At 60.2% G+C, this 25,887-nt stretch carries 22 protein-coding genes; 17 read left to right on the forward strand and 5 right to left on the reverse strand.

Going from position 1 to position 25,887, the window contains the following annotated elements:
• The first annotated feature begins 178 nt into the window (after positions 1-178).
• Positions 179-1,150 carry a patatin-like phospholipase family protein gene (locus WFM45_RS15030; RefSeq protein WP_021504982.1) on the forward strand — a complete coding sequence of 324 codons (972 nt, stop codon included), beginning with the start codon at positions 179-181 and terminating at the stop codon, positions 1,148-1,150.
• 97 nt (positions 1,151-1,247) lie between these two features.
• On the opposite strand, the gene WFM45_RS15035 is transcribed toward WFM45_RS15030, so the two are convergent.
• Complete coding sequence (locus WFM45_RS15035; protein ID WP_004928909.1) at positions 1,248-2,603, reverse strand: 2-hydroxycarboxylate transporter family protein; 1,356 nt, start codon at positions 2,601-2,603, stop codon at positions 1,248-1,250.
• Between the two features lie 326 nt (positions 2,604-2,929).
• Between WFM45_RS15035 and WFM45_RS15040 the strand changes: the two genes are divergently transcribed.
• Entirely contained in the window at positions 2,930-4,522 is a 1,593-nt protein-coding gene (locus WFM45_RS15040; protein WP_118891758.1) for an ATP-binding protein, read from the forward strand.
• A 32-nt stretch (positions 4,523-4,554) separates the two neighbouring features.
• Positions 4,555-5,241, forward strand: coding sequence for a response regulator (locus tag WFM45_RS15045; protein ID WP_004928904.1), 687 nt, complete (start codon positions 4,555-4,557; stop codon positions 5,239-5,241).
• Between the two features lie 22 nt (positions 5,242-5,263).
• Here WFM45_RS15045 and WFM45_RS15050 read toward each other — a convergent pair whose 3' ends face one another.
• Positions 5,264-5,521 carry a hypothetical protein gene (locus WFM45_RS15050; RefSeq protein WP_126180864.1) on the reverse strand — a complete coding sequence of 86 codons (258 nt, stop codon included), beginning with the start codon at positions 5,519-5,521 and terminating at the stop codon, positions 5,264-5,266.
• Positions 5,522-5,647: 126 nt separating this feature from the next.
• Here WFM45_RS15050 and proV point away from each other — a divergent pair, with 126 nt between their 5' ends.
• The 3 genes from proV (at position 5,648) to proX (ending at position 9,020) form a co-directional block, all read left to right on the forward strand.
• Positions 5,648-6,850, forward strand: a complete 1,203-nt coding sequence (gene proV, locus WFM45_RS15055; RefSeq protein WP_004928900.1) for a glycine betaine/L-proline ABC transporter ATP-binding protein ProV — start codon at positions 5,648-5,650, stop codon at positions 6,848-6,850.
• A complete protein-coding gene (proW, locus tag WFM45_RS15060) occupies positions 6,843-7,949 on the forward strand; it encodes a glycine betaine/L-proline ABC transporter permease ProW (protein WP_004928897.1) in 1,107 nt (368 codons plus the stop codon). The genes proV and proW overlap by 8 nt, the downstream gene beginning before the upstream one ends.
• A 69-nt stretch (positions 7,950-8,018) precedes the next feature.
• The gene (gene proX / locus WFM45_RS15065) at positions 8,019-9,020 is read left to right on the forward strand and encodes a glycine betaine/L-proline ABC transporter substrate-binding protein ProX (protein ID WP_004928894.1); all 1,002 of its coding nucleotides are present in this window, start codon (positions 8,019-8,021) and stop codon (positions 9,018-9,020) included.
• 30 nt (positions 9,021-9,050) lie between these two features.
• Here proX and WFM45_RS15070 read toward each other — a convergent pair whose 3' ends face one another.
• A complete protein-coding gene (locus tag WFM45_RS15070) occupies positions 9,051-9,929 on the reverse strand; it encodes a LysR family transcriptional regulator (RefSeq protein ID WP_004928891.1) in 879 nt (292 codons plus the stop codon).
• Positions 9,930-10,034: 105 nt separating this feature from the next.
• Here WFM45_RS15070 and WFM45_RS15075 point away from each other — a divergent pair, with 105 nt between their 5' ends.
• The 7 genes from WFM45_RS15075 to emrB all read left to right on the forward strand — a co-directional run bounded on the left by WFM45_RS15075 (position 10,035) and on the right by emrB (position 17,352).
• A complete protein-coding gene (locus tag WFM45_RS15075) occupies positions 10,035-11,234 on the forward strand; it encodes an MFS transporter (protein WP_021504985.1) in 1,200 nt (399 codons plus the stop codon).
• 121 nt (positions 11,235-11,355) lie between these two features.
• On the forward strand, positions 11,356-12,102 hold the full coding sequence (locus tag WFM45_RS15080; RefSeq protein WP_049187042.1) for an AzlC family ABC transporter permease: 747 nt from the start codon (positions 11,356-11,358) through the stop codon (positions 12,100-12,102).
• Positions 12,092-12,439: an L-valine transporter subunit YgaH gene (gene ygaH / locus WFM45_RS15085; RefSeq protein ID WP_004928882.1), complete on the forward strand. Its 348-nt coding sequence runs from the start codon at positions 12,092-12,094 to the stop codon at positions 12,437-12,439. Before WFM45_RS15080 ends, ygaH begins: the two co-directional genes overlap by 11 nt.
• A gap of 162 nt (positions 12,440-12,601) precedes the next feature.
• Positions 12,602-13,120, forward strand: a complete 519-nt coding sequence (mprA, locus tag WFM45_RS15090; protein ID WP_004928879.1) for a transcriptional repressor MprA — start codon at positions 12,602-12,604, stop codon at positions 13,118-13,120.
• 28 nt (positions 13,121-13,148) lie between these two features.
• A complete protein-coding gene (locus tag WFM45_RS15095) occupies positions 13,149-14,600 on the forward strand; it encodes an efflux transporter outer membrane subunit (protein ID WP_085058834.1) in 1,452 nt (483 codons plus the stop codon).
• A 23-nt stretch (positions 14,601-14,623) separates the two neighbouring features.
• Entirely contained in the window at positions 14,624-15,796 is a 1,173-nt protein-coding gene (emrA, locus tag WFM45_RS15100) for a multidrug efflux MFS transporter periplasmic adaptor subunit EmrA (RefSeq protein WP_015378875.1), read from the forward strand.
• A gap of 14 nt (positions 15,797-15,810) precedes the next feature.
• Positions 15,811-17,352, forward strand: a complete 1,542-nt coding sequence (emrB, locus tag WFM45_RS15105; protein WP_161800767.1) for a multidrug efflux MFS transporter permease subunit EmrB — start codon at positions 15,811-15,813, stop codon at positions 17,350-17,352.
• Positions 17,353-17,410: 58 nt separating this feature from the next.
• Here the strand turns inward: emrB and WFM45_RS15110 are convergent, their stop codons facing one another.
• Positions 17,411-18,499: a tRNA/rRNA methyltransferase gene (locus WFM45_RS15110; protein ID WP_033632265.1), complete on the reverse strand. Its 1,089-nt coding sequence runs from the start codon at positions 18,497-18,499 to the stop codon at positions 17,411-17,413.
• Between the two features lie 207 nt (positions 18,500-18,706).
• Here WFM45_RS15110 and trxC point away from each other — a divergent pair, with 207 nt between their 5' ends.
• From trxC to pssA, 4 genes are all read left to right on the forward strand, one after another.
• Entirely contained in the window at positions 18,707-19,126 is a 420-nt protein-coding gene (trxC, locus tag WFM45_RS15115) for a thioredoxin TrxC (protein WP_004928868.1), read from the forward strand.
• Between the two features lie 113 nt (positions 19,127-19,239).
• Positions 19,240-19,935 carry a tRNA-uridine aminocarboxypropyltransferase gene (locus WFM45_RS15120; protein ID WP_049187045.1) on the forward strand — a complete coding sequence of 232 codons (696 nt, stop codon included), beginning with the start codon at positions 19,240-19,242 and terminating at the stop codon, positions 19,933-19,935.
• 42 nt (positions 19,936-19,977) lie between these two features.
• Positions 19,978-22,626, forward strand: coding sequence for a bifunctional acetate--CoA ligase family protein/GNAT family N-acetyltransferase (locus WFM45_RS15125; RefSeq protein WP_085058836.1), 2,649 nt, complete (start codon positions 19,978-19,980; stop codon positions 22,624-22,626).
• 152 nt (positions 22,627-22,778) lie between these two features.
• Positions 22,779-24,134, forward strand: a complete 1,356-nt coding sequence (gene pssA / locus WFM45_RS15130; RefSeq protein WP_033632263.1) for a CDP-diacylglycerol--serine O-phosphatidyltransferase — start codon at positions 22,779-22,781, stop codon at positions 24,132-24,134.
• A 36-nt stretch (positions 24,135-24,170) separates the two neighbouring features.
• Here pssA and WFM45_RS15135 read toward each other — a convergent pair whose 3' ends face one another.
• A complete protein-coding gene (locus tag WFM45_RS15135; RefSeq protein WP_033632262.1) occupies positions 24,171-25,481 on the reverse strand; it encodes an MFS family transporter in 1,311 nt (436 codons plus the stop codon).
• Between the last annotated feature and the right edge of the window lie 406 nt (positions 25,482-25,887).

Consider the following 25,887-nt stretch of genomic DNA (forward strand, 5'->3'; position numbering starts at 1 on the left):
CTAAGTATTGACGCAAAAAGCCCGATGCGCCTGTTTAATAAATGCCTTTGATAAATATATAAACAATATATTTATTATTAATAATTTTGTTTGCCGCCCCACACAACCCCAATCCATATTTTCTCGTTCGCCACTTGGTTATTTTCCTTACTCCCTAAACCAAGAGTGAGGAAATATCATGAACTATCAATTCGAAAACCTGGTCTTTGAAGGCGGCGGCGTAAAAGGCATCGCCTATGGCGGCGCGCTGGAATTGCTGGAGGCCAAAGGCATCATGCCGCAGATCAAGCAAACCTCCGGTGCCTCGGCGGGCGCCATCGCCGCACTGCTGGTCGGCCTGGGCTGCAGCTCGGCAGACGTAACCAAAATTCTGTCGGCGATGGATTTTAAAAAATTCCTCGATTATAACGGCGGCTTTTTCGGCACGATCCAGGACGCCTATCGCCTGTTCAATCAATACGGCATCGCGCCCGGCGATTATTTCTATCAATGGTCGCGCGATATTATCAAACAATATACCGGCAACCCGGATATTACCTTCGAGCAGTTCGAAGCGATGAAAACGGCGAAAGGGTTCAAGTCGATTTACTTTATCGGCGCCAACCTCAACAGCGGCCAACGCGAGGTCTATTCTCACCGCACCACGCCGCGCATGAAAGTGGCGGACGGCCTGCGCATTTCGATGTCGTTCCCGTTCGCCTTCGTAGCGAAGAACAATACCCTGGGCGACCTGTGCATCGACGGTGGCATGATCGACAACTATCCGGTGCGGCTATTCGATTATGACTTCTCCGCCACGCCGCCTTACATCGACAGCGCCAGCCAGCGCATCAACACCCGCACGCTGGGCATTCGCCTGGATTCCGCCAGCGAAATCGCCCAGGCCGCCGGCCAGGCCGGCCCGCGCACGCCGGTCAACAACCTGTTTGATTTCACCCTGGCGGTGGCCAACGTGATGCTGGACATCCAAACCAAGGTGCATCTGGACAGCGATGACTGGAAACGCACCGTGTATGTCGACACGCTCGACGTCGGCACGCTGGAGTTCGGCATCAGCGAGGAGAAGAAACGCGCGCTGATCGAATCCGGCCGTCGCGGCGTAGAGCGCTACTTCGCCTGGTATGACGCCGCCATGAAACAGGCGGCGTAACCGGTGTTTTCCCGCCTGCGCGTCAGGCCGGCGCGCGGGCAAAAAAAATCCCCGCGGGGGCGGGGAAAGGCAAAGTAACGCTAAGGATTTATAGGAGTTATACGAAGAACTTGGCCAACACCAGCAGCGACAGCGAGACGTTGATAGCGCCGCCGATACGGGTTGCGATCTGGGCGAACGGCATCAGCGACATGCGGTTGCCGGCGGTGAGGATCGCGACGTCGCCGGTGCCGCCCTGCCCGCTCTGGCAACAGGAGACGATCGCCACGTCGATAGGGTGCATGCCGATTTTCTTGCCAACGAAGAAACCGGTCGCCACCAGCGCGCTGACGGTCGTGACGATCACGATCAGATTCTGGACGGTAAACGCGTCCACCAGCTCCTGCCACGGCGTGATGGCCACCCCGACCGCGAACAGGATCGGATAAGTCACGGCGGTGCGGAAGAATTTGTACACCACCTGCGAACCTTCCTGAATGCGCGGCGACACCCCGTGCGCCAGCTTCACCGCTACGGCGGCGAACAGCATGCCCACCGGCGCCGGCAGGCCAATTAGGCGGTGCAACAGCATGCCCACCATATACAGCAGAATGGCCAACAGCGCACCGCAGGCGATGGTGCTGACGTCCACCTTGCCACTGATTTTTTCCACCGCGTTCATGTTGCTGTCGCCCTGCTTACTCGGCATCAGGCTGCCTTCGCCGGTCAGGTGCGGATAACGCTTGCCCAGTTGGTTGAGCAGGCCGGCGATGACGATGGCGGTCAGGCTGCCGAGCATCACGATCGGCAGAATGCGCCCCAGCGCCACGCCCTGCTCCATGTGCAGGATCGCCGCGTAGCCCATCGACAGCGGGATCGCCCCTTCACCTACGCCGCCGGCCATGATCGGCAAGATCAGGAAGAAGAAGATCTGGAACGGCTCCAGGCCCAGCGCCATGCCGACGCCCATCCCCACCAGCATGCCGACGATCTCGCCGCACAGCATCGGAATGAAGATGCGCAGGAAACCCTGGATCAGCACCTGGCGGTTCATGCTCATGATGCTGCCGACGATGATGCAGCAGATGTAGAGATAAAGAATGTTGGTCGATTTGTAGAACTTGGTGGTCGATTCCACCACCACGTCCGGCAACAGGCCATAGTGCACCAGCGCGGAAGGAATAAAGGTGGCGCAGATCGCCGCCGCGCCCATTTTGCCGATCAACGGCAGGCGTTTGCCGAATTCGCCGCAGGCGAAACCGAAGAACGCCAGGGTGGCCACCATCACCACGATATCGCTCGGCAATTTGCCTTCCAGGCAGTCGAGCAGAATCAATACGCCGGCCAGAATAAAGAACGGTAACGGAATAATCCCTACTTTATAATTGTCCAGTATCCGCCACCATTTCTCACGCAGAGGAATATCGGCGGTCTTGTCTTTGGCTACGAGGTAAGAATCATCTGTTGTGCTCATAATCTGGCCTCTTATTAGTTTGTTCAGCCATCATAGAGAAGCGCACGGATTATCTGCTGTGATTATGTTCAAAGTTAAAAAGGGTTTTTAATGGTGGTTATGGTTTCTATGGGGTTAATTAAGATTATGTAAAAACCGACGTGGTTTTAATGGTGTTAATACCGTTTTTATTTTAAAGCTTATCAATTTTATCGCAGGCGAACAATTCTCGTCCGGTTCACTCTAATCCCGTGTGAAGGATCACAAGTTGATCGGGCGCAATATTACAGACCCCGCTTCTCGTGATAGGGTAAGGCTTCAGGATCTCTTTACGGTGAAGCTCCGCCATGCGCCTCAAACTCTCATTTCAAATCAAGCTGTTTCTGTGCCTGGTGGCCTTCTCCTGCCTGCTGCTGACCTGTATCGGCGCCTACACCTATTACCAGTTGGATGCGCAGCTGCACCGCGATCTCGGCGCCCGCGCCCAGGTGCAGGCGCGGGAAATCGCCCTCATTCCTTCTCTGGTGGACGCAGTGGAAAAACACGACGCCGCCAGAATTGCCGCGCTGATGAAAAAAATCCGCGCCAGCAGCGACGCCAGTTATATCGTCATCGGCGATAGTCATGCCCGCCACCTTTATCATTCCGAATACGAAGGCCGCCTGGGTACGCCGATGATCGGCGGCGATAATAAAGAGGTGTTGGAAGGGAAAAGCATTATTTCCATTCGCAAGGGCGGCATTGGCGTTTCATTGCGCAGCAAGGCGCCGATCCTGGATGAAAATAACCGCGTGATCGGCATCGTTTCCGTCGGCTATTTGAAATCGCACATAGATAATTTAAATGCCAGGACGTTGACGCAAATTATCGGCTCCATCGTCCTGCTGCTGATCGCCCTGTTCGTCTTTTCCTGGCTGCTGTCGAAAAACCTCAAGCGCCAGATGTTCTGGCTGGAACCGAAAGAGATCGCGCTGCTGGTGCGTCAGCAAAAAGCGCTGCTGGAAGCCATCTATGAAGGGGTGATCGCCGTCGATCCACAGCTGCGGATCATCACCATCAACCATGCGGCGCGCGAGCTATTGGATCTGCACCAGCCCGCCGCCAGTTTGCTGGGCCGGCCGATCGGCGAGGTGATCCAGGCGCAGCCGGACTTCTTCGCCGCCGCGCAACTGGGCCAGGATACGCACGACGAGGTGTGCCGCTTCAACCACGTGCGGGTGATCGCCAGCCGGGTGCGCATCATGCAGGAGCAGGAGCTGCAAGGCTGGGTGATCAGCTTCCGCGACAAAAACGACATCAATACCCTGAGCAGCCAGCTCAGCCAGGTGAAACGCTATGCCGACAACCTGCGCATCATGCGCCACGAGCAGCTGAACTGGACCGCCACGTTGGCCGGGCTGTTGCATATGCAGCGCTACGACGAGGCCATCCGCTATGTGGAAGCCCAATCCGAGGGCGCACAGGAGATCCTCGATTTCATCTCGCAGCGCTTCAGTTCGGCGGCGCTGTGCGGCCTGCTGCTGGGCAAATATTCCAGCGCCAGAGAAAAAGGCATCGAGCTGCGCTTCGATCCGGCCTGCCAACTGCGGCAAATCCCGGCGGCGCTGAATGAGACCGAACTGATGTCGATCGTCGGCAACCTGCTGGATAATGCGGTGGAAGCGACGCTGCACTGCCCGACTCCGCACGACGCGATCGAACTCTATATCAGCGATGGCAGCGACGAGCTGGTGATCGAGGTGGCGGATCGCGGCACCGGCATCGCCGAGGAGATTCGTGATACGCTGTTTGAACAGGGCGTCACCACCAAAGCGGATAAAAGCGACCACGGCATTGGCCTGCATCTGGTCGCCAGCCATGTGGCGCAGGCGCACGGCAGCATAGAAGTGTCGGACAACGAGCCGCACGGCGCGATATTCTCTATATTTATCCCTAAATAAAACCCATAACCCGATTTTTTGAGCACCCGATTATGTCACACCTAGCACTGGACGTTCTGATCGTGGAAGACGAGCCGCAACTGGCGACGCTGCACGCGGAGTTCATCGAGAAAAATTTCAACCTGCGGGTGGTGGCTTACGCCGCCACGCTGGCCGAAGCGCGGGCCAAAGCCAACGAGCATCAGCCTCGGCTAATCCTGCTGGATAACTTCCTGCCGGACGGCCAGGGCATCGAGCTGATGGAAGAACCGGCGGTGAAGAATCCCGCCTGTTCGGTGATCTTCATCACCGCCGCCAGCGACATGCATACCTGCAGCCAGGCGATCCGCAACGGCGCCTTCGATTACATCATCAAACCGGTGTCCTACAAGCGGCTGCGCAATTCGCTCGAACGCTTCATGCAGTTCGTGCAGACCCAGCGCACCTTCAAGATCATCGATCAGGACAACGTCGATGCGCTGTATAACCTGCAGTCGAAACAGTTCTCCAGCGAGCCGAGCGCCAAAGGCATCGAAACCAACACGCTGGAGCTGGTGCAGGCGCTGTTTATCGCCCAGCCGGCGGTGGCGCATGCGGTGGAAGACGTGGTTGAGCAAGTCGGCATCAGCAAGACCACCGCTCGCCGGTATCTGGAATATTGCGTCGCCACCCAGTTCGTGCGGGTGGAGATGCTGTACGGCAATATCGGCCATCCGCGGCGGCTGTATCGCAAGGCCTGAGGCTGCCATCTGGCTGTCATACTCAGGCGATAACATGACGCTCGACGATATCCCCCTCGATATCGGCACCTGTCGTTAAAACTGATGAAATACTGATGACTTTTACCCGGCCTCTGGTCGGGTTTTTTATTATCCGAACGGCAGGCGCGGCGCCAAAATATCTCTCTGCGCCACACCGTATTATTTTCCCAAAAACCAAACCATTATGCCGAATAATGACCGTCAATTTTGAGTCACGGGCCAAATTACCATAACTAATTAAAACCTTGATGTAAACCACTAATATCCCATTTAAATGACATTGAGGGTTGTCTCAGATATTCACTGTGTTAGGGTAAAAAGCTCTTTTATTTTGCTAAGGACAGCCCATAACGCGTTAATTAAACCAGAGGAAACAGCAAATTGCATGGCAATTAAACTCGAAGTAAAGAACCTGTATAAGATATTTGGCGAACACCCGGAACGCGCATTCAAACTGCTGGATAAAGGTCTGACAAAAGATCGGCTGTTTGAAAAAACCGGCTTATCGCTCGGCGTAAAAGACGCCACTCTGGCCATTGAAGAAGGCGAGATATTTGTCATCATGGGGCTCTCCGGTTCCGGCAAGTCCACCCTGGTACGCCTTCTCAATCGTCTGATAGAACCCACCCGCGGTCAGGTGCTGATCGACGGTGAGGACATCGCCAAAATATCTGACACCGCGCTGCGCACCGTGCGGCGAAATAAGATCAGCATGGTATTTCAGTCATTCGCGCTAATGCCGCACATGAATGTCCTGAATAACACCGCTTTCGGTATGGAATTAGCCGGCATACCGCTGCAGGAGCGCCAGGAAAAAGCGCTGGATGCCCTGCGTCAGGTCGGGCTGGAGAATTATGCGCTGTCTTATCCGGATGAATTATCCGGCGGTATGCGCCAGCGCGTGGGATTAGCCCGCGCCCTGGCCAATAACCCGGATATATTATTGATGGACGAAGCCTTCTCGGCGCTCGATCCGTTAATTCGTACCGAAATGCAGGATGAGCTGGTGAAATTACAGGCTCAGCATCAGCGCACCATCGTGTTTATTTCCCACGATCTGGACGAAGCGATGCGCATTGGCGATCGCATCGCCATCATGCAGGGCGGTGAGGTGATCCAGGTCGGCACGCCGGACGAGATCCTGAACAACCCGGCCAACGACTATGTGCGCACCTTCTTCCGCGGCGTGGACATCAGTCATGTATTCAGCGCCAAGGATATCGCCCAACGGCGCCCGGTGACGCTGATCCGCAAAACCCCCGGTTTTGGCCCCCGCTCGGCGCTGCAGCTGCTGCGCGATGAGGACCGTGATTATGGTTATGTTGTTGAACGCGGGAAGAAATTTATCGGCGTGGTGTCGATAGAGTCGTTGAAAAAGGCGCTGTCCGCCAATCAAACGCTGGACGATGCCCTGCTCGAGGCCCCCGCCGCCGTGCCGGCCGACACGCCGCTCAGCGATCTGATTTCCCTGGTCGCCCAGGCGCCGTGCGCGGTGCCGGTGGTGGGCGAAGAACATAACTATCTCGGCATCATCTCCAAGGCCATGCTGCTGCAGGCGTTGGACAAGGAGGGCTCAACCAATGAGTGATACCACGCAAACCCAAGATCCCTGGGCTACCGCACCGGCCGATACCGGCGCCGCACCTGCCAGCGATGCCGCCGCCAACGCCGGTGACGCCTGGTCCAGCGCGCCGCCGCCGGCCGCACATGACGCCGCCGGGCAAAGCGCCGATTGGCTCAGCGGCGCCCCGGCGCAGCCGGAGCACTTCAGCCTGCTCGATCCGTTCCACAAAGCCTGGGTGCCGTTCGACACCTGGGTCACGCAAGGCATCGACTGGCTGGTGCTGCACTTCCGCCCGCTGTTCCAGGGCATCCGCGTGCCGGTGGACATGATCCTGAGCGGCTTCCAACAACTGCTGCTGGGCATGCCGGCGCCGATCGCCATTCTGGTGTTCTCGCTGCTCGCCTGGCAGGTCTCGGGCCTCGGCATGGGCGCCGCGACGCTGCTCTCCCTGATCGCCATCGGCGCCATCGGCGCCTGGTCGCAGGCGATGGTCACGCTGGCGCTGGTGCTGACCGCGCTGTTCTTCTGCATCCTTATCGGCCTGCCACTCGGCATCTGGCTGGCGCGCAGCAAGCATGCCGCCAAGGTGATTAGGCCGCTGCTCGACGCCATGCAAACCACTCCGGCCTTCGTCTATCTGGTGCCGATCGTCATGCTGTTCGGCATCGGCAACGTGCCGGGCGTGGTAGTGACCATCATCTTCGCACTGCCGCCGATCGTGCGTCTGACCATTCTCGGCATCAAGCAGGTGCCGGAGGATCTGATCGAGGCCGCCGAATCCTTTGGCGCCAGCCCGCGCCAGCTGCTGTTCAAAGTGCAGCTGCCGCTGGCGATGCCGACCATCATGGCCGGCGTTAACCAGACGCTGATGTTGGCGCTGTCGATGGTGGTCATCGCCTCGATGATCGCCGTCGGCGGCCTGGGACAGATGGTGCTGCGCGGCATCGGTCGGCTGGACATGGGCTTGGCCGCCGTCGGCGGGGTCGGCATCGTGATCCTGGCGATCATTCTCGATCGCCTCACCCAATCGCTGGGGCGCGATCGCCGCAGTAAAGGCATCGGCCGCTGGTATCGCCGCGGCCCCATCGGGTTACTGACTCGCCCGTTCATCAAGCAAGCCTGACGCTTTTCCCGCCGGCGGCTGCGGCCCCGGCGGGCTATGACACCACCACATCGAAAGAGGGGAAACACTATGCGCACCACGGGCATCTGGGCTCTCGCCCTGACGACGCTGATTGGCTCACAGAGCGTGAGCGCGGCAGATTTACCCGGCAAGGGGATCGCGGTACAGCCGGTGCAAAGCACCATTTCCGAAGAGACTTTCCAGACGCTGCTGGTCAGCAAGGCGCTGGAAAAATTGGGTTACGACGTGAAAGAACCGCGTGAAGTGGATTACAACGTCGCCTACACTTCGATCGCCTCCGGTGACGCGACCTTTATCGCGGTCAACTGGGATCCGCTGCACGCCGATCAGTACAAGGCCGCCGGCGGCGACGCCAAGTTCTACCGCGAAGGCGTCTACGTCAACGGCGCCGCGCAGGGCTACCTGATCGACAAGAAAACCGCCGAGCAATACCACATCACCAACGTCGAGCAGCTCAAGGATCCCAAGATCGCCAAGCTGTTCGACACCAACGGCGACGGCAAGGCCGATCTGACCGGCTGCACCCCGGGCTGGGGCTGCGAAGCGGTGATCAACCACCACATCAAGGCCTATGGCCTGAGCAACACCGTCGAGCACAATCAGGGCAACTACGCGGCGATGATCGCCGACACCATTACCCGCTACAAAGAGGGTAAACCGGTGCTGTATTACACCTGGACGCCGTACTGGGTCAGCGATGTGATGGTGCCGGGCCGCGACGTGGTCTGGCTGCAGGTGCCGTTTTCCTCCCTGCCGGGCGAGCAGAAAAACGTTGACACCAAACTGCCTAACGGCGCCAACTACGGCTTCCCGGTCAACACCATGCGCATCGCCGCCAACAAGCAGTGGGCCGCAGCCAATCCGGCGGCCGCCAAGCTGTTCGCCATCATGAAGCTGCCGATCGCCGACATCAACGCGCAAAACCTGCGCATGCATGAAGGCCAGGCTTCGGAAGCCGATATCCAGAACCACGTTAACGGCTGGATCAAGGCGCATCAGGCCACCTTCGACGGCTGGGTGAAAACCGCCGCCGCAGCGGCGAAGCCGTAACCGTTCAGGGGCGCCGCCTTTGCCGCGCCCCTACCCCGCCATATCGATGCCGCTGAACTGTAAAAAACGTGCGGCGGCGTTCGACAAGGGCTGCGGCCAAATGCAATACACCTGGCGCCGCGGCCCGTCTTCAATCGGAATCGACACCAACGCGCTTAAGCGTTGCGCGGTCGAGACAGGTACGATACCCGCCGCCAACCCGCGCCGCACCAGATTCTCCAGCCATTCGATATGATCGATCTCAAAACTGACGTGCCGGCGGATGCCCGCCGCCAGGAAGGCGCGATCGGTTTGGCGCCGCGCGCCGGTGCCGCTGTAGAAATCCACCAGCGGCACTTCCGCCAGCGCTTGCAGGTTGACCCGCTCGCGGTTGGCCAGCGGGTGCTGCGGTGCCACCAACGCCACCAGCGGCTCATCGGTCAACTGCCGGTGCGACATCGGCAGTAAATCGACATCGCCGGGCCAGATGCCGACAAACGCCATATCACACTTCTGCTGACGCACGTCCTCCAACAGGGCTTCGCTCATGCCAACGTAAAGGCGGATGTTCACCGCCGGATAGTGGCGATGAAACTTGTCGAGCTTTTCGGTCAGATCAATCGCGTTTATGGTTGAAATCGTGCCGATGGTCAGGGTGCCGGACACCGCATCGCCGGCGGCGGTCACCTCTTCCACCAGCGCCTGCTGCGCCGCCAACAGCCGCTGCGCCGACGGAATGAAAGCCTGGCCGGCGGGGGTCAATCGCACCCGGCGCGAGGTGCGTTCAAACAGCGTACAGCCCAGCTCTTCTTCCAGTTTGGCGATCTGGTGGCTGAGCGCCGACTGCACCGTATGGCAGCGCTGCGCCGCCCGGGTGAAACTCTGTTCTTCCGCCACCGCCAGCGCATAGCGGATCTGTTTCAGGTTCATGGCATCTATCTTGAAATGAGATAAATCAAATGAAAATTATACATTGGTTTCCGCAGACGCGTTGCCGGATACTGCGCGCTATCTTCTTCCCGTGATGAAAAAATCATGACCCCAAAAAACGCCCATCCGGGCCTCAGCCCGGCGCTGACCGTACTGATTGCCATCGCCACCGGCCTGGCGGTCGCCAGCAACTATTACGCGCAACCGCTGCTGGAAACCATAGCCACCAGTTTCAACCTGTCGGTCAACCAGGCCGGCTTTATCGTCACCGCCGCGCAGCTCGGTTACGCCACCGGCCTGCTGCTGCTGGTGCCGCTCGGCGATATGTTCGAGCGCCGCGGGCTGATCGTTTTCATGACGCTGCTGGCCGCCGGGGGCATGCTGATCACCGCCACCTCCGCCACGCTGCCGATGATGATCCTCGGCACCGCGCTCACCGGGCTGTTCTCGGTAGTGGCGCAGATCCTGGTGCCGCTGGCCGCCACGCTGGCCCACCCGGAAAAGCGCGGCAAGACCGTCGGCATCATCATGAGTGGCCTGCTGCTCGGCATCCTGCTGGCGCGCACCGTCGCGGGCGCACTGGCGTCGTTCGGCGGCTGGCGCACCATCTACTGGGCCGCCAGCGTGCTGATGATCCTGATGGCGCTGATCCTGTGGCGCGCGCTGCCGCGCTATAAGCAACACTCCGGGCTGAACTATCCGCAGCTGCTGGCCTCGATCTTCAGCCTGTTCTGCCGCACGCCGCTGCTGCGCACCCGCGCCATCCTCGGCGCCCTGTCGTTCGCCAACTTCAGCGTGCTCTGGACCTCAATGGCCTTTTTGCTCGCCGCGCCGCCGTTCAACTATTCCGAGGGGGTGATTGGGCTGTTCGGCCTGGTGGGCGCCGCCGGCGCGCTGGCCGCTTCGCGCGCCGGGCATCTGGCGGACAAAGGCAAGGCCGGGCTGACCACCACCGTCGGCCTGGTGTTGCTGCTGCTGTCCTGGATCCCTATCGCGTTCGCCAAACAATCGCTGTGGGCGCTGATCGCCGGCATCCTGATCCTCGATCTGGCGGTGCAGGCGGTACACGTCACCAACCAGAGCGTGATGTACCGCATCATGCCGGACGCGCGCAACCGCCTGACCGCCGGCTACATGACCAGCTACTTTATCGGCGGCGCGCTCGGTTCGCTGCTCTCCGCCTCGGCCTATCAACATGCCGGTTGGTACGGCGTGGCCGCCGCCGGCGGGGTGTTATGCCTGCTCAACCTGCTGACCTGGTGGCTCGGCAAGCACCACGATCCGCAGGGGCCGGCGGCAATCTGATTATCGTGCAAATAGTCACTAAAGAAATTTATTAGCGGTGCAGGGTATAAACATTACTTACTCTCTGGTAATGTTCTGGGCATAAACTATTGAAGTCCTATCTACCCTGCGATCCACAACCATGCAAAGCCAAGCTGCAGACAGCCTCAATCCGCCCGCCGTCAGCGCCACCTTCGCCAACGGCGTCGTCGACAGTTTGCCGATCGTCATCGGGTATGTCCCGGTGGCGTTCGCCTTCGGCCTCAGCGCCGTCAAACTGGGTTTTTCCCCGCTGGAAAGCATTTTCTTCTCCTGCATCATCTACGCCGGCGCCAGCCAGTTCGTGATCACCGCCCTGCTGAGCGCCGGGATGTCGCTGTGGGTCTCCGCATTGACGGTGATGGCGATGGACGTGCGCCACCTGCTGTACGGCCCGGCGCTGCGTCACCGCATCGTCTCGCGCATGTCGCCCGGCAAAACGGCGATATGGGCCTTTGGCCTGACCGATGAGGTCTTCGCCGCCGCCACCGCCAGGCTGATGCGCAATAACCGCAGCTGGAGCGAAAACTGGATGCTGGGCATCGCGCTCTGTTCCTGGCTCTCCTGGGTGGCCGGCACCGCGCTCGGCGCGCTGTTCGGCAACGGCCCGCTGGAGCAGTTCCCGGTGATCGAGGCCTCGCTGGCCTTCATGCTGCCGGCGCTGTTTCTCAGTTTCCTGCTGGCCGCCTTCCGCCGCCCGCAGAGCCTGACTATCGCCGCCGCGCTGGCCGGCGCGCTGCTCGGCGTGGTGCTGTTCTCCATTCCGGTCGCCATTTTGGCCGGCATCGGCGCCGGCTGCATTGCCGCCCTGTTCCAGCCAACCCCGGCGGAGGCCAGCCATGAACATTGATGTGCTGGTGATCGGCCTGGTGGTGGGCTGCGCCAATTACCTGTTCCGTTATCTGCCGCTGCGGCTGGCGCCGGCGCGCGCCCAGCCCGGCCTCAAACGCGGTAAAGCCGCCCTGTTGCTCGACAGCATTGGCATCGCCTCGATCTGCGCCCTGTTGGTGGTCTCCAGCACGCCGGTGGTGATGCGCGAGCCGGACAAGCTGCTGCCGACGTTGGTGGGGTTCGCCGCGCTGGCGCTGTGCTTCTACCGCAGCAAAAGCATCATTCTGTCGACGCTGCTCGGCGCAACGGCCTTTGGCGTCACATTAAAACTGTTAATGCTTTTCGGTGCAGGCTGACGCCGCTCCCGATCGTTTGGCTTCACACTGGCGTTTTCAGGCGTCACATCTTTACAAACACTGACAAATGACACGAATTGCTAAATTATCCGCACGGCTGAACATTTACATTATTTGTCACCGTCGTTACTATCTCGAACGAAATTAATGAGGCCCTAAATTATGGAAAGCTCGTTTGCCCCCATAGAACAAATGCTGAATTTCCGCGCCACGCGGCAGAAAGATTTCCCTTATCAGGAAATCCTGCTGACCCGCCTGTGCATGCACATGCAAGGCAAGCTGCTGGAAAACCGCAATAAGATGCTGAAAGCGCAGGGGATTAACGAAACACTGTTTATGGCGCTGATTACCCTGGATGCGCAGGAAAGCCACAGCATCCAACCTTCTGAGCTAAGCTCTGCCCTGGGCTCCTCGCGCACCAATGCAACCCGCATCGCCGACGAGCTGGAGAAGCGCGGCTGGATCGAACGCCGGGAAAGCGACAACGATCGCCGCTGCCTGCATCTGCATCTGACGCCGCAGGGGGAAGAATTTCTCAGTCAACTGCTGCCGCCGCAGCACCAATGTCTGCATTTCCTGTGGTCCACGCTGACCGACGATGAGCAAAAACAGCTGGAACAGCTGACGCGCAAATTGCTGGCACGTCTGGATCAAATGGAAATCACAGAACAGTTACCCTAATTCACAATTTCTGTTCAGGTACCTACTTATGCGATCCCCATTTCACTGGAGATTCACCCCGCTGTTCGCCGTGTTGCTGCTGGCCGGGTGTGCTTCGACCGATAATATTGCCCCGCAATCCACGCTGATGGATCCGCAGAGCCTGCAGTTGGCTCAGCCGAAAGTCAGTTCGCTGGCCGTCAGCCCGCAGTGGTGGCGCGCCCTCAAGGATCCGCAGCTGGACGCCTTGATGACGCAGACGCTGCAAAGCTCGCCGACCCTGCGTCAGGCCGCCGCCCGCGTGCGCGAAGCGCAGAGCGTGGTGGGCGAAGCCAGCGCCGCCAACGGGCCGAACCTGGATCTGAACGCCAGCACCCAGCGCCAGCGTGTGCCGCAGAACGTCAATATGGGTTTGGGGTATCCGCATAAGCCGATCTATTCAAGCTCCAACTCGCTGGGGTTGAACCTGGCGTACGAGTTCGACTGGTGGGGCAAATACCGCAACCAGGTGAACGCCGCCAAGGCGCAAGTGAACGCAGCGCGCGCCGAGCAGGAACAGGCGGCGCTGACGCTGACCAGCTCGGTGGCGTCCGCCTACTACCAGCTGCAGAGCAATCTGGCGCTCGAGAAGCTGCTGCAGCAGGAAGTGAACAACAACGAGCGCCTGACCGCGCTGCGCCAACAGCGCTATCAGGCCGGCCTGACCGGCGTCGACGTGCCGCAACAAACCCAGGCGCAGTCCGACGTCGCCAAACAGCAGATTCTGCAGCTGCAGTCGCAAATCGAACAGCTCAGACACCAGCTCGCCGCGCTGGCGGGCCAGGGGCCGAACGCCATGCAGCACCTGCGTCAGGTGCCGCTGCCTGCAGACAATCTGATGGCGCCGCAGGGCGAACTGACGGCGGATCTGCTGGGCAAACGCCCGGACATCGCCGCGCAACGCCAGCTGGTGGAGTCTTACAGCCAGCGCGTCAGCGCCGCGCGTAAAGAGTTTTACCCCAGCCTGACCATTTCAGCCTTCGCCGGCCTGATGACCACCAATACCAGTGGCACCAGCCCGAATCTGTTTGAAGCGGCCAGCCAGGCCTGGAACGTGATGCCGGCGATCTCGCTGCCGATCTTCCACGCCGGGGCGCTGCGCAGCAAGCTGGGCGAGGAATCCGCGCTGTATGACGAAGCGGTGGAATCCTACAACCAAACCATCCTGAATGCGGTACAGGAAACCGCCGACGCCATCACCATCCAGCAGAGCTCTGCACAACAGCAGCTGCAGGCGGCGTCCGCGGCCCAGTCGATGCAACAGGTGTATCAGGTCGCCAACGCCCGTTACCAGGCAGGGATTATCGGGCGCGACGATCTGTTGACCAGCCAGACGCAGCTATTGCAGCAGCAACAGGCGGAGTTGAATGCCAGCAGCAATTTACTGCAGGCGAAGATAGGACTGATCCGCGCGTTGGGCGGTGGCTATCAGGCCCCGGCCACAGCGGATTCGAAAGCATAATAATATAAGGCTTGGAGAACACCATGAGCGCAAGCGCGGAAACCCAAAACCCGCAGCAGCCGAGCGGCAAAAAGAAGCAGCGCAAATTTTGGCTGCTGTTGCTGACGGTTATTTTCATTGTTATAGGGGTGGCTTATTTAGTGTATTGGTTCCTGGTGCTGCGTCATCACCAGGAAACCGACGACGCCTACGTCTCCGGCAACCAGGTGCAGATCATGGCCCAGGTGTCCGGCAGCGTGAACAGCGTCAACTTCGACAACACCGACTACGTCAAGCAGGGCGACGTGCTGCTGACGCTCGACCCGACCGATGCCGAGCAGGCGTTTGAACGCGCCAAAACCGGCCTGGCCAACAGCGTGCGTCAGACCCACCAGCTGATCATCAACAGCAAGCAGTATCAGGCCAACATCGCCCTGCGCAAGACCGATCTGAGCAAGGCCGAGAACGATCTGAAACGCCGCGTGGTGCTGGGCAGCGTTGACGCCATCGGCCGCGAAGAGCTGCAACACGCGCGCGATGCGGTCGACAGCGCCAAAGCCGCGCTGGAAGTGGCGGTACAGCAATACAACGCCAACCAGGCGATGGTGCTGAACACCCCGCTGGAACAGCAGCCGGCGATCCAACAGGCCGCCGCGCAGATGCGCGACGCCTGGCTGGCGCTGCAGCGTACCAAGGTGATCAGCCCGATTACCGGCTATGTCTCGCGCCGCAGCGTGCAGGTCGGCGCGCAGATCGCCGCCGGTTCGCCGCTGATGGCGGTAGTGCCGGCCGATCACATCTGGGTTGACGCCAACTTCAAGGAAACGCAGATCGCCAATATGCGCATCGGCCAGCCGGCGACGGTGGTCAGCGACGTCTACGGTGACGACGTGGTGTATCAGGGCAAAGTGGCCGGTATCGACATGGGCACCGGCAGCGCCTTCTCGCTGCTGCCGGCCCAGAACGCCACCGGCAACTGGATCAAGGTGGTGCAACGCCTGCCGGTGCGTATTGAGCTCGACGCCAAGCAGGTGGCCGATCATCCGCTGCGCATCGGTCTTTCGACGCTGGTGACCGTCGACACCGCCAATCTGGACGGCCGCGTGCTGGCCGACGTGGTGCGCGACAAACCGCTGTATCAGAGCGACGCGCTGGCGTTGAATCTGGCGCCGGTTAACCAGCTGATCGCCGACGTGATCCATGCGAACGCCGGCTAAGCGCGCGGGAGGCCATCTTGCCACAGAAACCGCTTGAAGGTGCCCAGCTTGCCTGGATGACGGTCGCGCTCGCCATGGCGACCTTCATGCAGGTGCTGGACTCCACCATCGCCAACGTGGCGATCCCCACCATTTCCGGTAACCTCGGGTCTTCCAACTCGCAGGGTACCTGGGTGATCACCTCGTTCGGCGTGGCGAACGCCATCTCGATTCCGATCACCGGCTGGCTGGCGAAGCGTTTCGGCGAAGTGCGGCTGTTCCTTTGGTCCACCGCGCTGTTCGCCATCGCCTCCTGGCTGTGCGGCATCTCCAACAGCCTTGGCATGCTGATCTTCTTCCGCGTGATCCAGGGCGTGGTGGCCGGGCCGCTGATCCCGCTGTCGCAGAGTTTGTTGTTGAACAACTACCCGCCCGCCAAGCGAGCGATGGCCCTGGCGCTGTGGTCGATGACCGTTATCGTCGCGCCAATCTTCGGGCCGATCCTCGGCGGCTACATCAGCGACAACTACCATTGGGGCTGGATCTTCTTCATCAACATCCCGATCGGCGTCTTCGTGATCGTGGCGGCGATGGCGACGTTGAAGGGGCGGGAAACCAAAACCGAGATCAAACCGATCGACACCGTCGGCCTGGTATTGCTGATCGTCGGCATCGGTTCTCTGCAGATCATGCTCGATCAGGGCAAGGAGCTGGACTGGTTCAACTCGACCGAGATCATCACGCTCACCGTCGTGGCGGTGGTGGCGCTGCTGTTCCTGGTGGTGTGGGAGCTGACGGACGACCATCCGGTGGTGGATCTGTCGCTGTTCAAGTCGCGCAACTTCACCATCGGCTGCCTGTGCATCAGTCTGGCGTACATGCTGTACTTCGGCGCCATCGTGCTGTTGCCGCAGCTGTTGCAAGAGGTGTACGGCTATACCGCCACCTGGGCGGGGCTGGCGTCGGCGCCGGTCGGGCTGATCCCGGTGTTGCTGTCGCCGATCATCGGCAAGTTCGGCAACCGGCTCGACATGCGCCGGCTGGTGACCTTCAGCTTCATCATGTATGCCGTGTGCTTCTACTGGCGCGCCTATACGTTTGAACCGGGCATGGACTTCGGCGCATCCGCCTGGCCACAGTTCGTTCAGGGCTTCGCCATCGCCTGCTTCTTCATGCCGTTGACCACCATCACGCTGTCCGGCCTGCCGCCGGAACGCATGGCGGCGGCATCGAGCCTGTCGAACTTCACGCGAACGCTGGCGGGTTCGATCGGTACCTCGATCACCACCACCCTGTGGACGCAGCGCGAATCGCAGCACCATTCGCAACTGACGGAGTTCGTCAACCCGTACAACCCGCAGTCGCAGGAGATGTACCGGCAACTGGAGCAGCTCGGCATGAGCAAGCAGCAGGCGTCGGCGTATATCGCCAACGAGATCACCGCGCAGGGCCTGATCATCTCCGCCAACGAGATATTCTGGCTGTCGGCCGGGGTGTTCCTGGTGTTGCTGGTGCTGGTGTGGGTGGCGAAACCGCCATTCAGCTCCGGCGGGGGCGGGGGCGGCGGCGCTCACTAAGCTTCAATAAACGAAACGGGCGCCCTGGGGCGCCCGTTTTTTTATCCGACGTAGAAAATTACGCCTGATTCTGACGCCACCAGTCCGCCAGCAGAATGCCGGTCGCCACGGAAACGTTCAGGCTTTCCACCTTGCCGGTGCCGCCGATGGACACGTTCATATCGCCCTGCTGCCAGGCGCTGTCGCTCAGACCGTCGCGTTCCTGACCCAGCACCAGCACCATCTTGGCCGGCAGCTTGGCCTGCGCCAGCGCGGTGCCTTTGTGGCTGGAGGTGGTGACGATGGTGTAACCCGCCTTGCGGAAGGTATCCAGCACCGACAGAAAATCATCGGCGTTGATCGCCTTGATGTGCTCCGCGCCGCCTTCTGCGGTGCGCACCGCCGCGCCGGATTCCAGCAGCGCCGGATCCTGCAGCAGCACGCCGTTGACGCCGAAGTGGGCGCAAGAACGGACGATGGCGCCCAGGTTATGCGGGTTGCCCACTTCTTCCAGCGCCAATACGCAGTCGGTCGCCGGCGCGGTTTTCAGGTAGGTCTGCGCATCCAGGCCCTGACGTTTTTTGATCAGGAAGCAGACGCCGCCGTGGTGCTCGGTGCCGGAAGCCTTGGCCAGCTCTTCCTCATCCACCACGTGGTAAGCTTTGCGGTTTGCCGCCATCCAGCGCAGCGCTTCGCGGAAACGCGGGGTGACCGACTGCACGAACCAGGCGCGCACGATCGCTTCCGGACGGCTGGCGAACAGCGCCTGACAGGCGTTTTCACCGTAAACGCGGGTTTCTTCCGCGCGCTGGCGGCGCAGCTGCTCAGGATCGATAAAGCTTTTGCCGCTGATGCCGCCATGATCGAACGCCGGCTCTTCATTCGGCGCGCGCGAGACGGTTCTCCACGGCGACTCATTGCCACCGCGCTCTTCAGAGCGCGCCGGACGGCGAGGACGATCGCTTTCACTGCGGCGGGAGTCGGCGCCGCGGCGATCGTTGCCGCCGCGCGCCTTGTCTTGGCCGGTGCGGCCCGATCGCGCACCGTCAGCCGGACGGCCTTTGCCGGCCGGACGTTTATTCTTGTTACGGTCGTCGCCGTTGTCGTCGTCACTGCGGACGTACATCACTTTGACTTTACCGTTCTTGCCACTAAATGAATCGTTCATTGTCTTCTCCACCAACGCGCAGGGCGCGAAGATTACCTGATGTTGGTGCACGAAGCCACCAACTTGCGCTAAAAGCTCCCAACTATCACATCCATTGAACAAACCTCATTGTTCACGCGCCGGGTTTTGCCGATAATTGTCAGCATTAAAGAAACATCTCCGCAACCACGTTGCGGGGACCATGCTTTCTCTGTACCCGAGGTCAACATGAATACAGTTTGTGCAGCTTGCAATGCCACCAACCGCGTGCCGGAAGAACGTCTGGCGGACAATGCGAAATGCGGCCGCTGCGGCCATGAGCTCTTCGACGGTGAAGTGATCAACGCCACCGCCGCCACGCTGGACCAGTTGCTGCAGGACGATCTGCCGGTCGTGGTCGATTTCTGGGCGCCGTGGTGCGGCCCGTGCCGCAGCTTTGCACCGATCTTTGAAGACGTGGCCGAAGAGCGCGCCGGCAAAGTGCGCTTCGTGAAAGTGAACACCGAAGCCGAGCCGGAGCTGAGCGCCCGTTTCCGCATCCGCAGCATCCCGACCATCATGGTGTTCCGTCAGGGCAAGATGGTCGACATGCTCAACGGCGCGATGCCGAAAGCGCCGTTTGACAACTGGCTCAACGAGTTAGTGTGATTCGGCAAGTATAGGCCGTATCCCGCCATCGCGCGCGAACGCCCCCGATCGAGCCCGCCTCTCCCGGCGGGCTTTTTTCTGCGTTACAATAGCGGTTTTTCCCCAGGATCGTTATGACCGACAACGCCGTACTTCGCCTGCGCCAATTCCGTTTAGACCGCGCCACCCGCCCTTTTTTGGCGCGCGGTTGCCGGGTGGCGCGTTGTCAGGGTTGCCTGCTGCCGCATAAAAACTGCCTGTGCGACACCATTCGCCCACAGCAGGCCGGCAGCCGTTTCTGCCTGATCATGTTCGGCGCCGAGCCGCTCAAGCCCAGCAACACCGGCCGCCTGATCGCCGATATCCTGCCGGACACCCAGGCGTTCCTCTGGTCGCGCACCGAGGTCGATCCCGCCCTGCTGGCGGCCATCAACGATCCGACACGGCAGCCTTATGTGGTGTTCCCCGCGTCCTACGCCGACGCCGAACGGCCGGTGTTCAGCGCGCTGCCCGTCGGCGGCAAACCGCCGCTGTTCATCATGCTGGACGGCACCTGGGCGGAGGCGCGCAAAATGTTCCGTAAAAGCCCGTATCTCAATCAATTCCCGGTGTTTTCCCTCAACGTCGACGCCGCATCAGACTACCAGCTGCGCGAAGCCAGCCGCGCCGAGCAACACTGCACGGCGGAAGTGGCCGCCGCCCTGCTGCAACAGGCGGGCGATCTGCCGGCCGCCGAAGGGTTGAATCAGCATTTTCGCTATTTCCGTCAACAGTATCTGGCGGGAAAACCGACCCGACCGGAGGCACCGGTCACAGCAATGCAGCCATAAAGCGCCTAAAATCAGGCGTAACGTTGCCAAAAGGAGCCGTGCATGAGCCAGCGAGGGTTAGAAGCGCTACTACGTCCCAAATCGATCGCCGTGCTGGGCGCTTCGCAGCAGCCGGGCCGCGCCGGCAACCTGATGATGAGCAACCTGCTGGCCGGCGGTTTCGGCGGCCCCATCCTGCCGGTTACGCCGCGCTACAAGGCGGTATGCGGCGTCATGGCCTATCCCGACGTCGCCAGCCTGCCGCTGACGCCGGATCTGGCGATCATCTGCACCCACGCCAAGCGTAATCTGGCGCTGCTCGACGCGCTGGGGCAGCGCGGCTGTAAAACCGCCATCGTGCTCTCTTCGCCACCGGAACAGTTCACCGAGCTGAAAGCCTGCGCGCAGCGCTACGCCATGCGGCTGCTGGGCCCCAACAGCCTGGGATTGCTGGCGCCGTGGCAGGGCATTAACGCCAGCTTCTCGCCGGTGCCGATCCAAAAAGGCAAGCTGGCGTTTATCTCGCAGTCCGCCGCCGTCGCCAACACTATTCTCGACTGGGCGCAGCAGCGCGAAGTCGGCTTCTCCTATTTCATTGCGCTGGGCGACAGCCTGGATATCGACGTCGACGACCTGCTCGACTTTTTGGCGCGCGACGGCAAGACCAGCGCCATCCTGCTGTATCTGGAAAACATCAGCGACGCACGGCGCTTTCTCTCCGCCTCGCGCAGCGCCTCACGCAATAAGCCCATTCTGGTGATCAAAAGCGGCCGCAGCCAACAGGCGCAATTACTGCTCAACAGCCAGCAAGGGCTGGACGCCGCTTACGACGCCGCCATCCAGCGCGCCGGCCTGCTGCGCGTGCAGGATACCCATGAGCTGTTCTCAGCGGTGGAAACCCTCAGCCATATGCATCCGCTGCGCGGCGAACGGCTGATGATCGTCAGCAACGGGGCGGCGCCGGCGGCGATGGCGCTGGACGAGCTGCTCGGGCGCAACGGCAAGCTGGCGACGCTGAGCGAGGAGAGCCTGGCGAAGCTGAGCGATGCGCTGCCGGATTTCATTCGCGCCGGCAACCCGCTCGATCTGCGCGACGACGCCACGCCGCAGCGCTACCTGGCGGCTCTTGAAGCGCTGCTCGACAGCCACGACTATGACGCGCTGCTGCTGATCCATGCGCCGAGCGCGGCGGCGCCGGGCACCGCCACGGCGCAGCGGCTGATCGACGCGCTGCACCGCCATGCGCGCGGCAAACGCATCACCTTGCTGACCAACTGGTGCGGCGAATACTCTTCTCAAGAGGCGCGCCGGCTGTTTACCGAGGCCGCCATTCCCACCTACCGCACGCCGGAAGGCGCTGTGACCGCTTTTATGCATATGGTGGAATACCGCCGCAACCAAAAGCAGCTGAAAGAGACGCCGGCGCTGCCGGTCGGCCTGACCGCCAATACCGCCGACGCTCACCGCCTGATCCATCAGGCGCTGGCCGAAGGCGCCACCCAGTTGGATACCCACGAGGTGCAATCCATTCTGCAGGCTTATGACCTGAGCACCCTGCCGACCTGGATCGCCGAAGACAGCGCCGAAGCGGTACATATCGCCGAGCAGATCGGCTACCCGGTGGCGCTGAAGCTGCGCTCGCCGGATATCCCGCACAAGTCGGAAGTTCAGGGCGTCATGCTCTACCTGCGCACCGCGACCGAAGTGCAGCGCGCGGCGGAGGCGATCCTCGACCGCGTGAAACGCACCTACCCTCAGGCGCGCATCCACGGCTTGCTGGTGCAGAGCATGGCCAACCGCGCCGGCGCCCAGGAGCTGCGCATCGCGGTAGAGCAGGATGCGATTTTCGGCCCGCTGATCATGCTGGGCGAAGGCGGTGTGGAATGGCGCCAGGAAAATCAGGTGGCGGTCGCGCTGCCGCCGCTGAACATGGCGCTGGCGCGTTATCTGGTGCTGCAGGCGGTGAAAGGCGGCAAGATCCGCGGGCGCAGCGCGCTGCGGCCTTTAGATATCCCTGGACTAAGCCGTTTGCTGGTGCAGGTCTCCAACCTGATCCTCGACTGCCCGGAGATCGCCCGGCTGGATATCCATCCGGTGCTGGCCTCCGGCAGCGAATTCACCTTGCTGGACGTTTCGATGCAGCTCGCGCCGTTCAGCGGCGATCCGCAGGCGCGGCTGGCGATCCGCCCTTATCCGCATGAGCTGGAAGAGACCATCGCGTTGAAAGACGGCAGCCAGTGCCTGTTCCGCCCGATCCTGCCGGAAGACGAACCGGCGCTGAAGCATTTCATCGACCGGGTGACCAAGGAAGACCTCTATTATCGCTACTTCAGCGAGATCAATGAGTTTACCCATGACGATTTGGCCAACATGACGCAGATCGACTACGATCGAGAAATGGCCTTTGTGGCGCTGCGCGCAGACGAGATCATCGGCGTGACCCGCGCGCTGTCCGATCCGGACAACACCGACGCAGAATTCGCCGTGCTGGTGCGTTCCGACCTGAAAGGCCTGGGCCTGGGCCGTCAGTTGCTGGAGAAAATGATCGCCTATGCGCGCGCGCATGGCCTGACCCGCCTGAGCGGCATCACCATGCCGAATAACCGCGGCATGATCGCACTGGCGCAGCGGCTGGGCTTTGGCATCGAGGTGCAGCTTGAGGACGGCATCGTCAATCTGACGCTGCCGCTGCAGGCCGCCGACGCGCAGTGACCTGCGTCGCAATGCGCTACGAATCCACCACTTAACGCCAAAACATACGCACAATCGGGGCAACTAATGGTATTATCGCCCGATTATTCGGTTTATTGTTTTTATGCCTGTGGCGTTCTGGCCATCAATCATGAGAGAAGAAACGCACTGTGATGTTGTCAAAATTTAAACGTAGCAAACATCAACAACACCTTGCACAACTGCCCAAACTCCCCCAGACGGTTGCTGATGTTCGTACGTTGTACGCGCCGTCCGATTTTCGCACCACGCTGCTGGACGCCATCGCCAACGCCACCCAACGCATCTATCTGGTGGCCCTGTATCTGGAGCATGACGACGCCGGGCGCGAGATCCTCAATGCGTTGTATCAAGCCAAACAGCGACGGCCCGAGCTGGAAATCTGCGTACTGGTCGACTGGCACCGCGCACAGCGTGGGCGCATCGGCGCCGCCGCCGCCAATACCAACGCCGACTGGTACTGCGCCATGGCCAGCCAACATCCGGAACAGTCGGTGCCGATCTACGGCGTGCCGGTCAATACCCGCGAAGCGCTGGGCGTACTGCACCTGAAAGGCTTTGTGGTCGACGATACCGCGATCTACAGCGGCGCCAGCATCAACGACGTTTATCTGCATCAGCATGAGAAATACCGTTACGATCGCTATCAGCTGATCACCAACGGCGTGCTGGCCGATACCTTGATCGATTACATCAAGCAGCATCTGCTCACCGCCGGCGCCGTACAGCGCCTCGATCGCAGCGATCGGCCAAAAAGCCCGGAGATCAAAAACGAGACCCGCCTGTTCCGTTTCGCCCTGCGCCGCGCCGGTTACCACTTCCGCGGCAAGGCCGGCAACGATGAGCTGGCGGTGACGCCGCTGGTTGGGCTTGGCAAGCAAAGCGTGCTGAATAAAACCATTCATCACCTGATGTCGTGCGCCGACCAGAAACTGACGCTCTGTACCCCCTACTTCAACCTGCCGGCGCTGCTGGTGCGCAACATCATTTATCTGCTGCGCCAGGGTAAACAGGTGGAGATCATTGTCGGCGATAAAACCGCCAACGACTTCTATATTCCTGAAGACCAGCCGTTCAAAATCATCGGCGCGCTGCCCTACCTGTATGAGATTAACCTGCGCCGCTTCCTGAGCCGCTTGCAGCGTTACATCGACACCGGGCAGCTGATCGTGCGTTTGTGGAAGGATGGCGATAACAGCTATCACCTGAAAGGCATGTGGGTAGACGAAGAGTGGCAGCTGATCACCGGCAACAACCTCAACCCGCGCGCCTGGCGGCTGGATCTGGAAAACGCCATTCTGATCCACGATCCCAAGCAAGAGATGCGCGAGCAACGGCAGAAAGAGCTGGAATGCATCCGTACTCATACCACTGTAGTCGCCCATTATCAGGAACTGCAAAGCATTCAGCAGTATCCGATCAAGGTGCGTAAGCTGATTCGGCGTCTGCGCCGTATCCGCATCGATCGGCTGATTAGCCGCATCCTGTAAGCGGTACTCTGACCCCGGCCAAGGCCGGGGTTTTTATTACAGCTGTATCTCCTTGCCTTTGCGATGCAACCGAAGCGAAACCAGCAACGCCAGCAGGCACATGCCGGAAACGTACCAGAAGAAGGCATTCTCCACGCCGAATGATTTAAGCGACAACGCGACATATTCTGCCGAACCGCCGAACAGGGCGTTCGCCACCGCATAAGACAAGCCTACCCCTAACGCGCGCACCTCTGGCGGGAACATCTCGGCTTTAAGCAGCCCGCTGATCGCGGTGTAAAAGCTGACAACGAACAACGCCAACACGATCAGACCGAACGCCATAAAGGGGTTGGTCACTTCTTTCAAGGCAAACAGGATCGGCACCGTCAACACCGTGGCGAAGGCTGAGAAGATCAGCATCGAGCTGCGACGGCCGATTTTATCCGAAAACGCGCCTACTGCAGGCTGCAGCAGCATAAAGACGAATAGCGCAACGGTCATGATGGCGCTGGCCAGCTTGGCGTCCATACCGGCGGTGTTCACCAGGTATTTCTGCATGTAGGTGGTGAAGGTGTAAAAGGTCAGTGAACCGGCGGCGGTAAAGCCCAGCACCATCAGGAACGCCTTGCGATTTTTCCACAACCCCGTCAGCGAACCGGCATCTTTGTGGTTACGCGTCTTCGCATCGGAGGTTTCATTCAGCGAGCGGCGCAGGTACAGCGCCACCACCGCCAACACGGCCCCCAGGGCAAACGGAATACGCCATCCCCAGGCCTTCAGCTCTTCAGCGGGCAATATCTGCTGCAGGATCACCAAGACCAGCAGCGCCAGCAGTTGCCCGCCGATCAGCGTGACATACTGAAACGAGGCGTAGAAGCCACGCCGCCCCTTGATCGCCACCTCACTCATGTAGGTGGCGCTGGTGCCATACTCGCCGCCCACCGACAACCCCTGGAACAATCGAGCGATCAGCAGCAGCGCCGGCGCCCAGCTGCCGATCGATTCATACGTCGGCAGGCAGGCGATCACCAGCGATCCGGCGCACATCATGCAGACTGAAAGCAGCATTGAGTTTTTTCTGCCATGCTTGTCGGCAATATAGCCGAACAGCCAGCCGCCGATCGGCCGCATAAAGAAGCCGGCGGCGAATACCCCGGCGGTTTGCAACAGCTGCGTGGTGCTGTTGCCCGCCGGAAAGAACGAGGCGGCAAAGTAAATGGAACAGAAGGAGTAAACATAAAAATCAAACCACTCCACCAGATTGCCTGATGAAGCTCCGACGATAGCGAAAATGCGTTTCTTGTTATCCAGCGCCCCCTGTTCGACGCCGTGCTCATCCCCAAGAGCCGAGGTTGTTTCTGTCATGATATTTTCTCCGAGCCATAGCAATGATGAAATTCGGCTTCCTGCCGCCCTGGTTGTTACTTTATTGTTATTTATAAGTTAACAGCCAAACTTAATAGCGGACGAAGAATATCTGACATTCAGAGAAACAATGCGTAGGTTTTGTGATGAATATTAAACAGTACGATGAAAGCTGAAGCGGGTTACAACGGGGACTTTGCATTTTTCCCATAGCAAAAAGCCCTGAACGTCAGTTCAGGGCTTTCGGCTTTATTTGATGCCTGGCAGTTTATGGCGGGCCTCCTGCCCGCCCCCCTTCGGGCCGTTGCTTCGCAACGTTCAAATCCGCTCCCGGCGGATTTGTCCTACACCATTCGTCTCAGGATGCCCATGCTCGAGCAGAACGCCAGATAACAGACAAAACAAA

It is taken from the genome of Serratia sp. KG1D, from assembly GCF_037150675.1.
Classification (GTDB): Bacteria; Pseudomonadota; Gammaproteobacteria; order Enterobacterales; family Enterobacteriaceae; genus Serratia; species Serratia nematodiphila.

Bases quoted from the DNA above. Each gene is read 5' to 3' on its own strand.
- emrA (WP_015378875.1), top strand. From the start codon at position 14,624: ATGAGCGCAAGCGCGGAAACCCAAAACCCGCAGCAGCCGAGCGGCAAA.
- WFM45_RS15125 (WP_085058836.1), top strand. From the start codon at position 19,978: ATGAGCCAGCGAGGGTTAGAAGCGCTACTACGTCCCAAATCGATCGCC.
- proW (WP_004928897.1), top strand. From the start codon at position 6,843: ATGAGTGATACCACGCAAACCCAAGATCCCTGGGCTACCGCACCGGCC.
- WFM45_RS15035 (WP_004928909.1), bottom strand. From the start codon at position 2,603: ATGAGCACAACAGATGATTCTTACCTCGTAGCCAAAGACAAGACCGCC.
- WFM45_RS15095 (WP_085058834.1), top strand. From the start codon at position 13,149: ATGCGATCCCCATTTCACTGGAGATTCACCCCGCTGTTCGCCGTGTTG.
- WFM45_RS15120 (WP_049187045.1), top strand. From the start codon at position 19,240: ATGACCGACAACGCCGTACTTCGCCTGCGCCAATTCCGTTTAGACCGC.
- WFM45_RS15045 (WP_004928904.1), top strand. From the start codon at position 4,555: ATGTCACACCTAGCACTGGACGTTCTGATCGTGGAAGACGAGCCGCAA.
- trxC (WP_004928868.1), top strand. From the start codon at position 18,707: ATGAATACAGTTTGTGCAGCTTGCAATGCCACCAACCGCGTGCCGGAA.
- WFM45_RS15075 (WP_021504985.1), top strand. From the start codon at position 10,035: ATGACCCCAAAAAACGCCCATCCGGGCCTCAGCCCGGCGCTGACCGTA.
- mprA (WP_004928879.1), top strand. From the start codon at position 12,602: ATGGAAAGCTCGTTTGCCCCCATAGAACAAATGCTGAATTTCCGCGCC.
- proV (WP_004928900.1), top strand. From the start codon at position 5,648: ATGGCAATTAAACTCGAAGTAAAGAACCTGTATAAGATATTTGGCGAA.
- WFM45_RS15040 (WP_118891758.1), top strand. From the start codon at position 2,930: ATGCGCCTCAAACTCTCATTTCAAATCAAGCTGTTTCTGTGCCTGGTG.
- WFM45_RS15110 (WP_033632265.1), bottom strand. From the start codon at position 18,499: ATGAACGATTCATTTAGTGGCAAGAACGGTAAAGTCAAAGTGATGTAC.
- ygaH (WP_004928882.1), top strand. From the start codon at position 12,092: ATGAACATTGATGTGCTGGTGATCGGCCTGGTGGTGGGCTGCGCCAAT.
- WFM45_RS15070 (WP_004928891.1), bottom strand. From the start codon at position 9,929: ATGAACCTGAAACAGATCCGCTATGCGCTGGCGGTGGCGGAAGAACAG.
- proX (WP_004928894.1), top strand. From the start codon at position 8,019: ATGCGCACCACGGGCATCTGGGCTCTCGCCCTGACGACGCTGATTGGC.
- WFM45_RS15030 (WP_021504982.1), top strand. From the start codon at position 179: ATGAACTATCAATTCGAAAACCTGGTCTTTGAAGGCGGCGGCGTAAAA.
- pssA (WP_033632263.1), top strand. From the start codon at position 22,779: ATGTTGTCAAAATTTAAACGTAGCAAACATCAACAACACCTTGCACAA.
- WFM45_RS15080 (WP_049187042.1), top strand. From the start codon at position 11,356: ATGCAAAGCCAAGCTGCAGACAGCCTCAATCCGCCCGCCGTCAGCGCC.
- WFM45_RS15135 (WP_033632262.1), bottom strand. From the start codon at position 25,481: ATGACAGAAACAACCTCGGCTCTTGGGGATGAGCACGGCGTCGAACAG.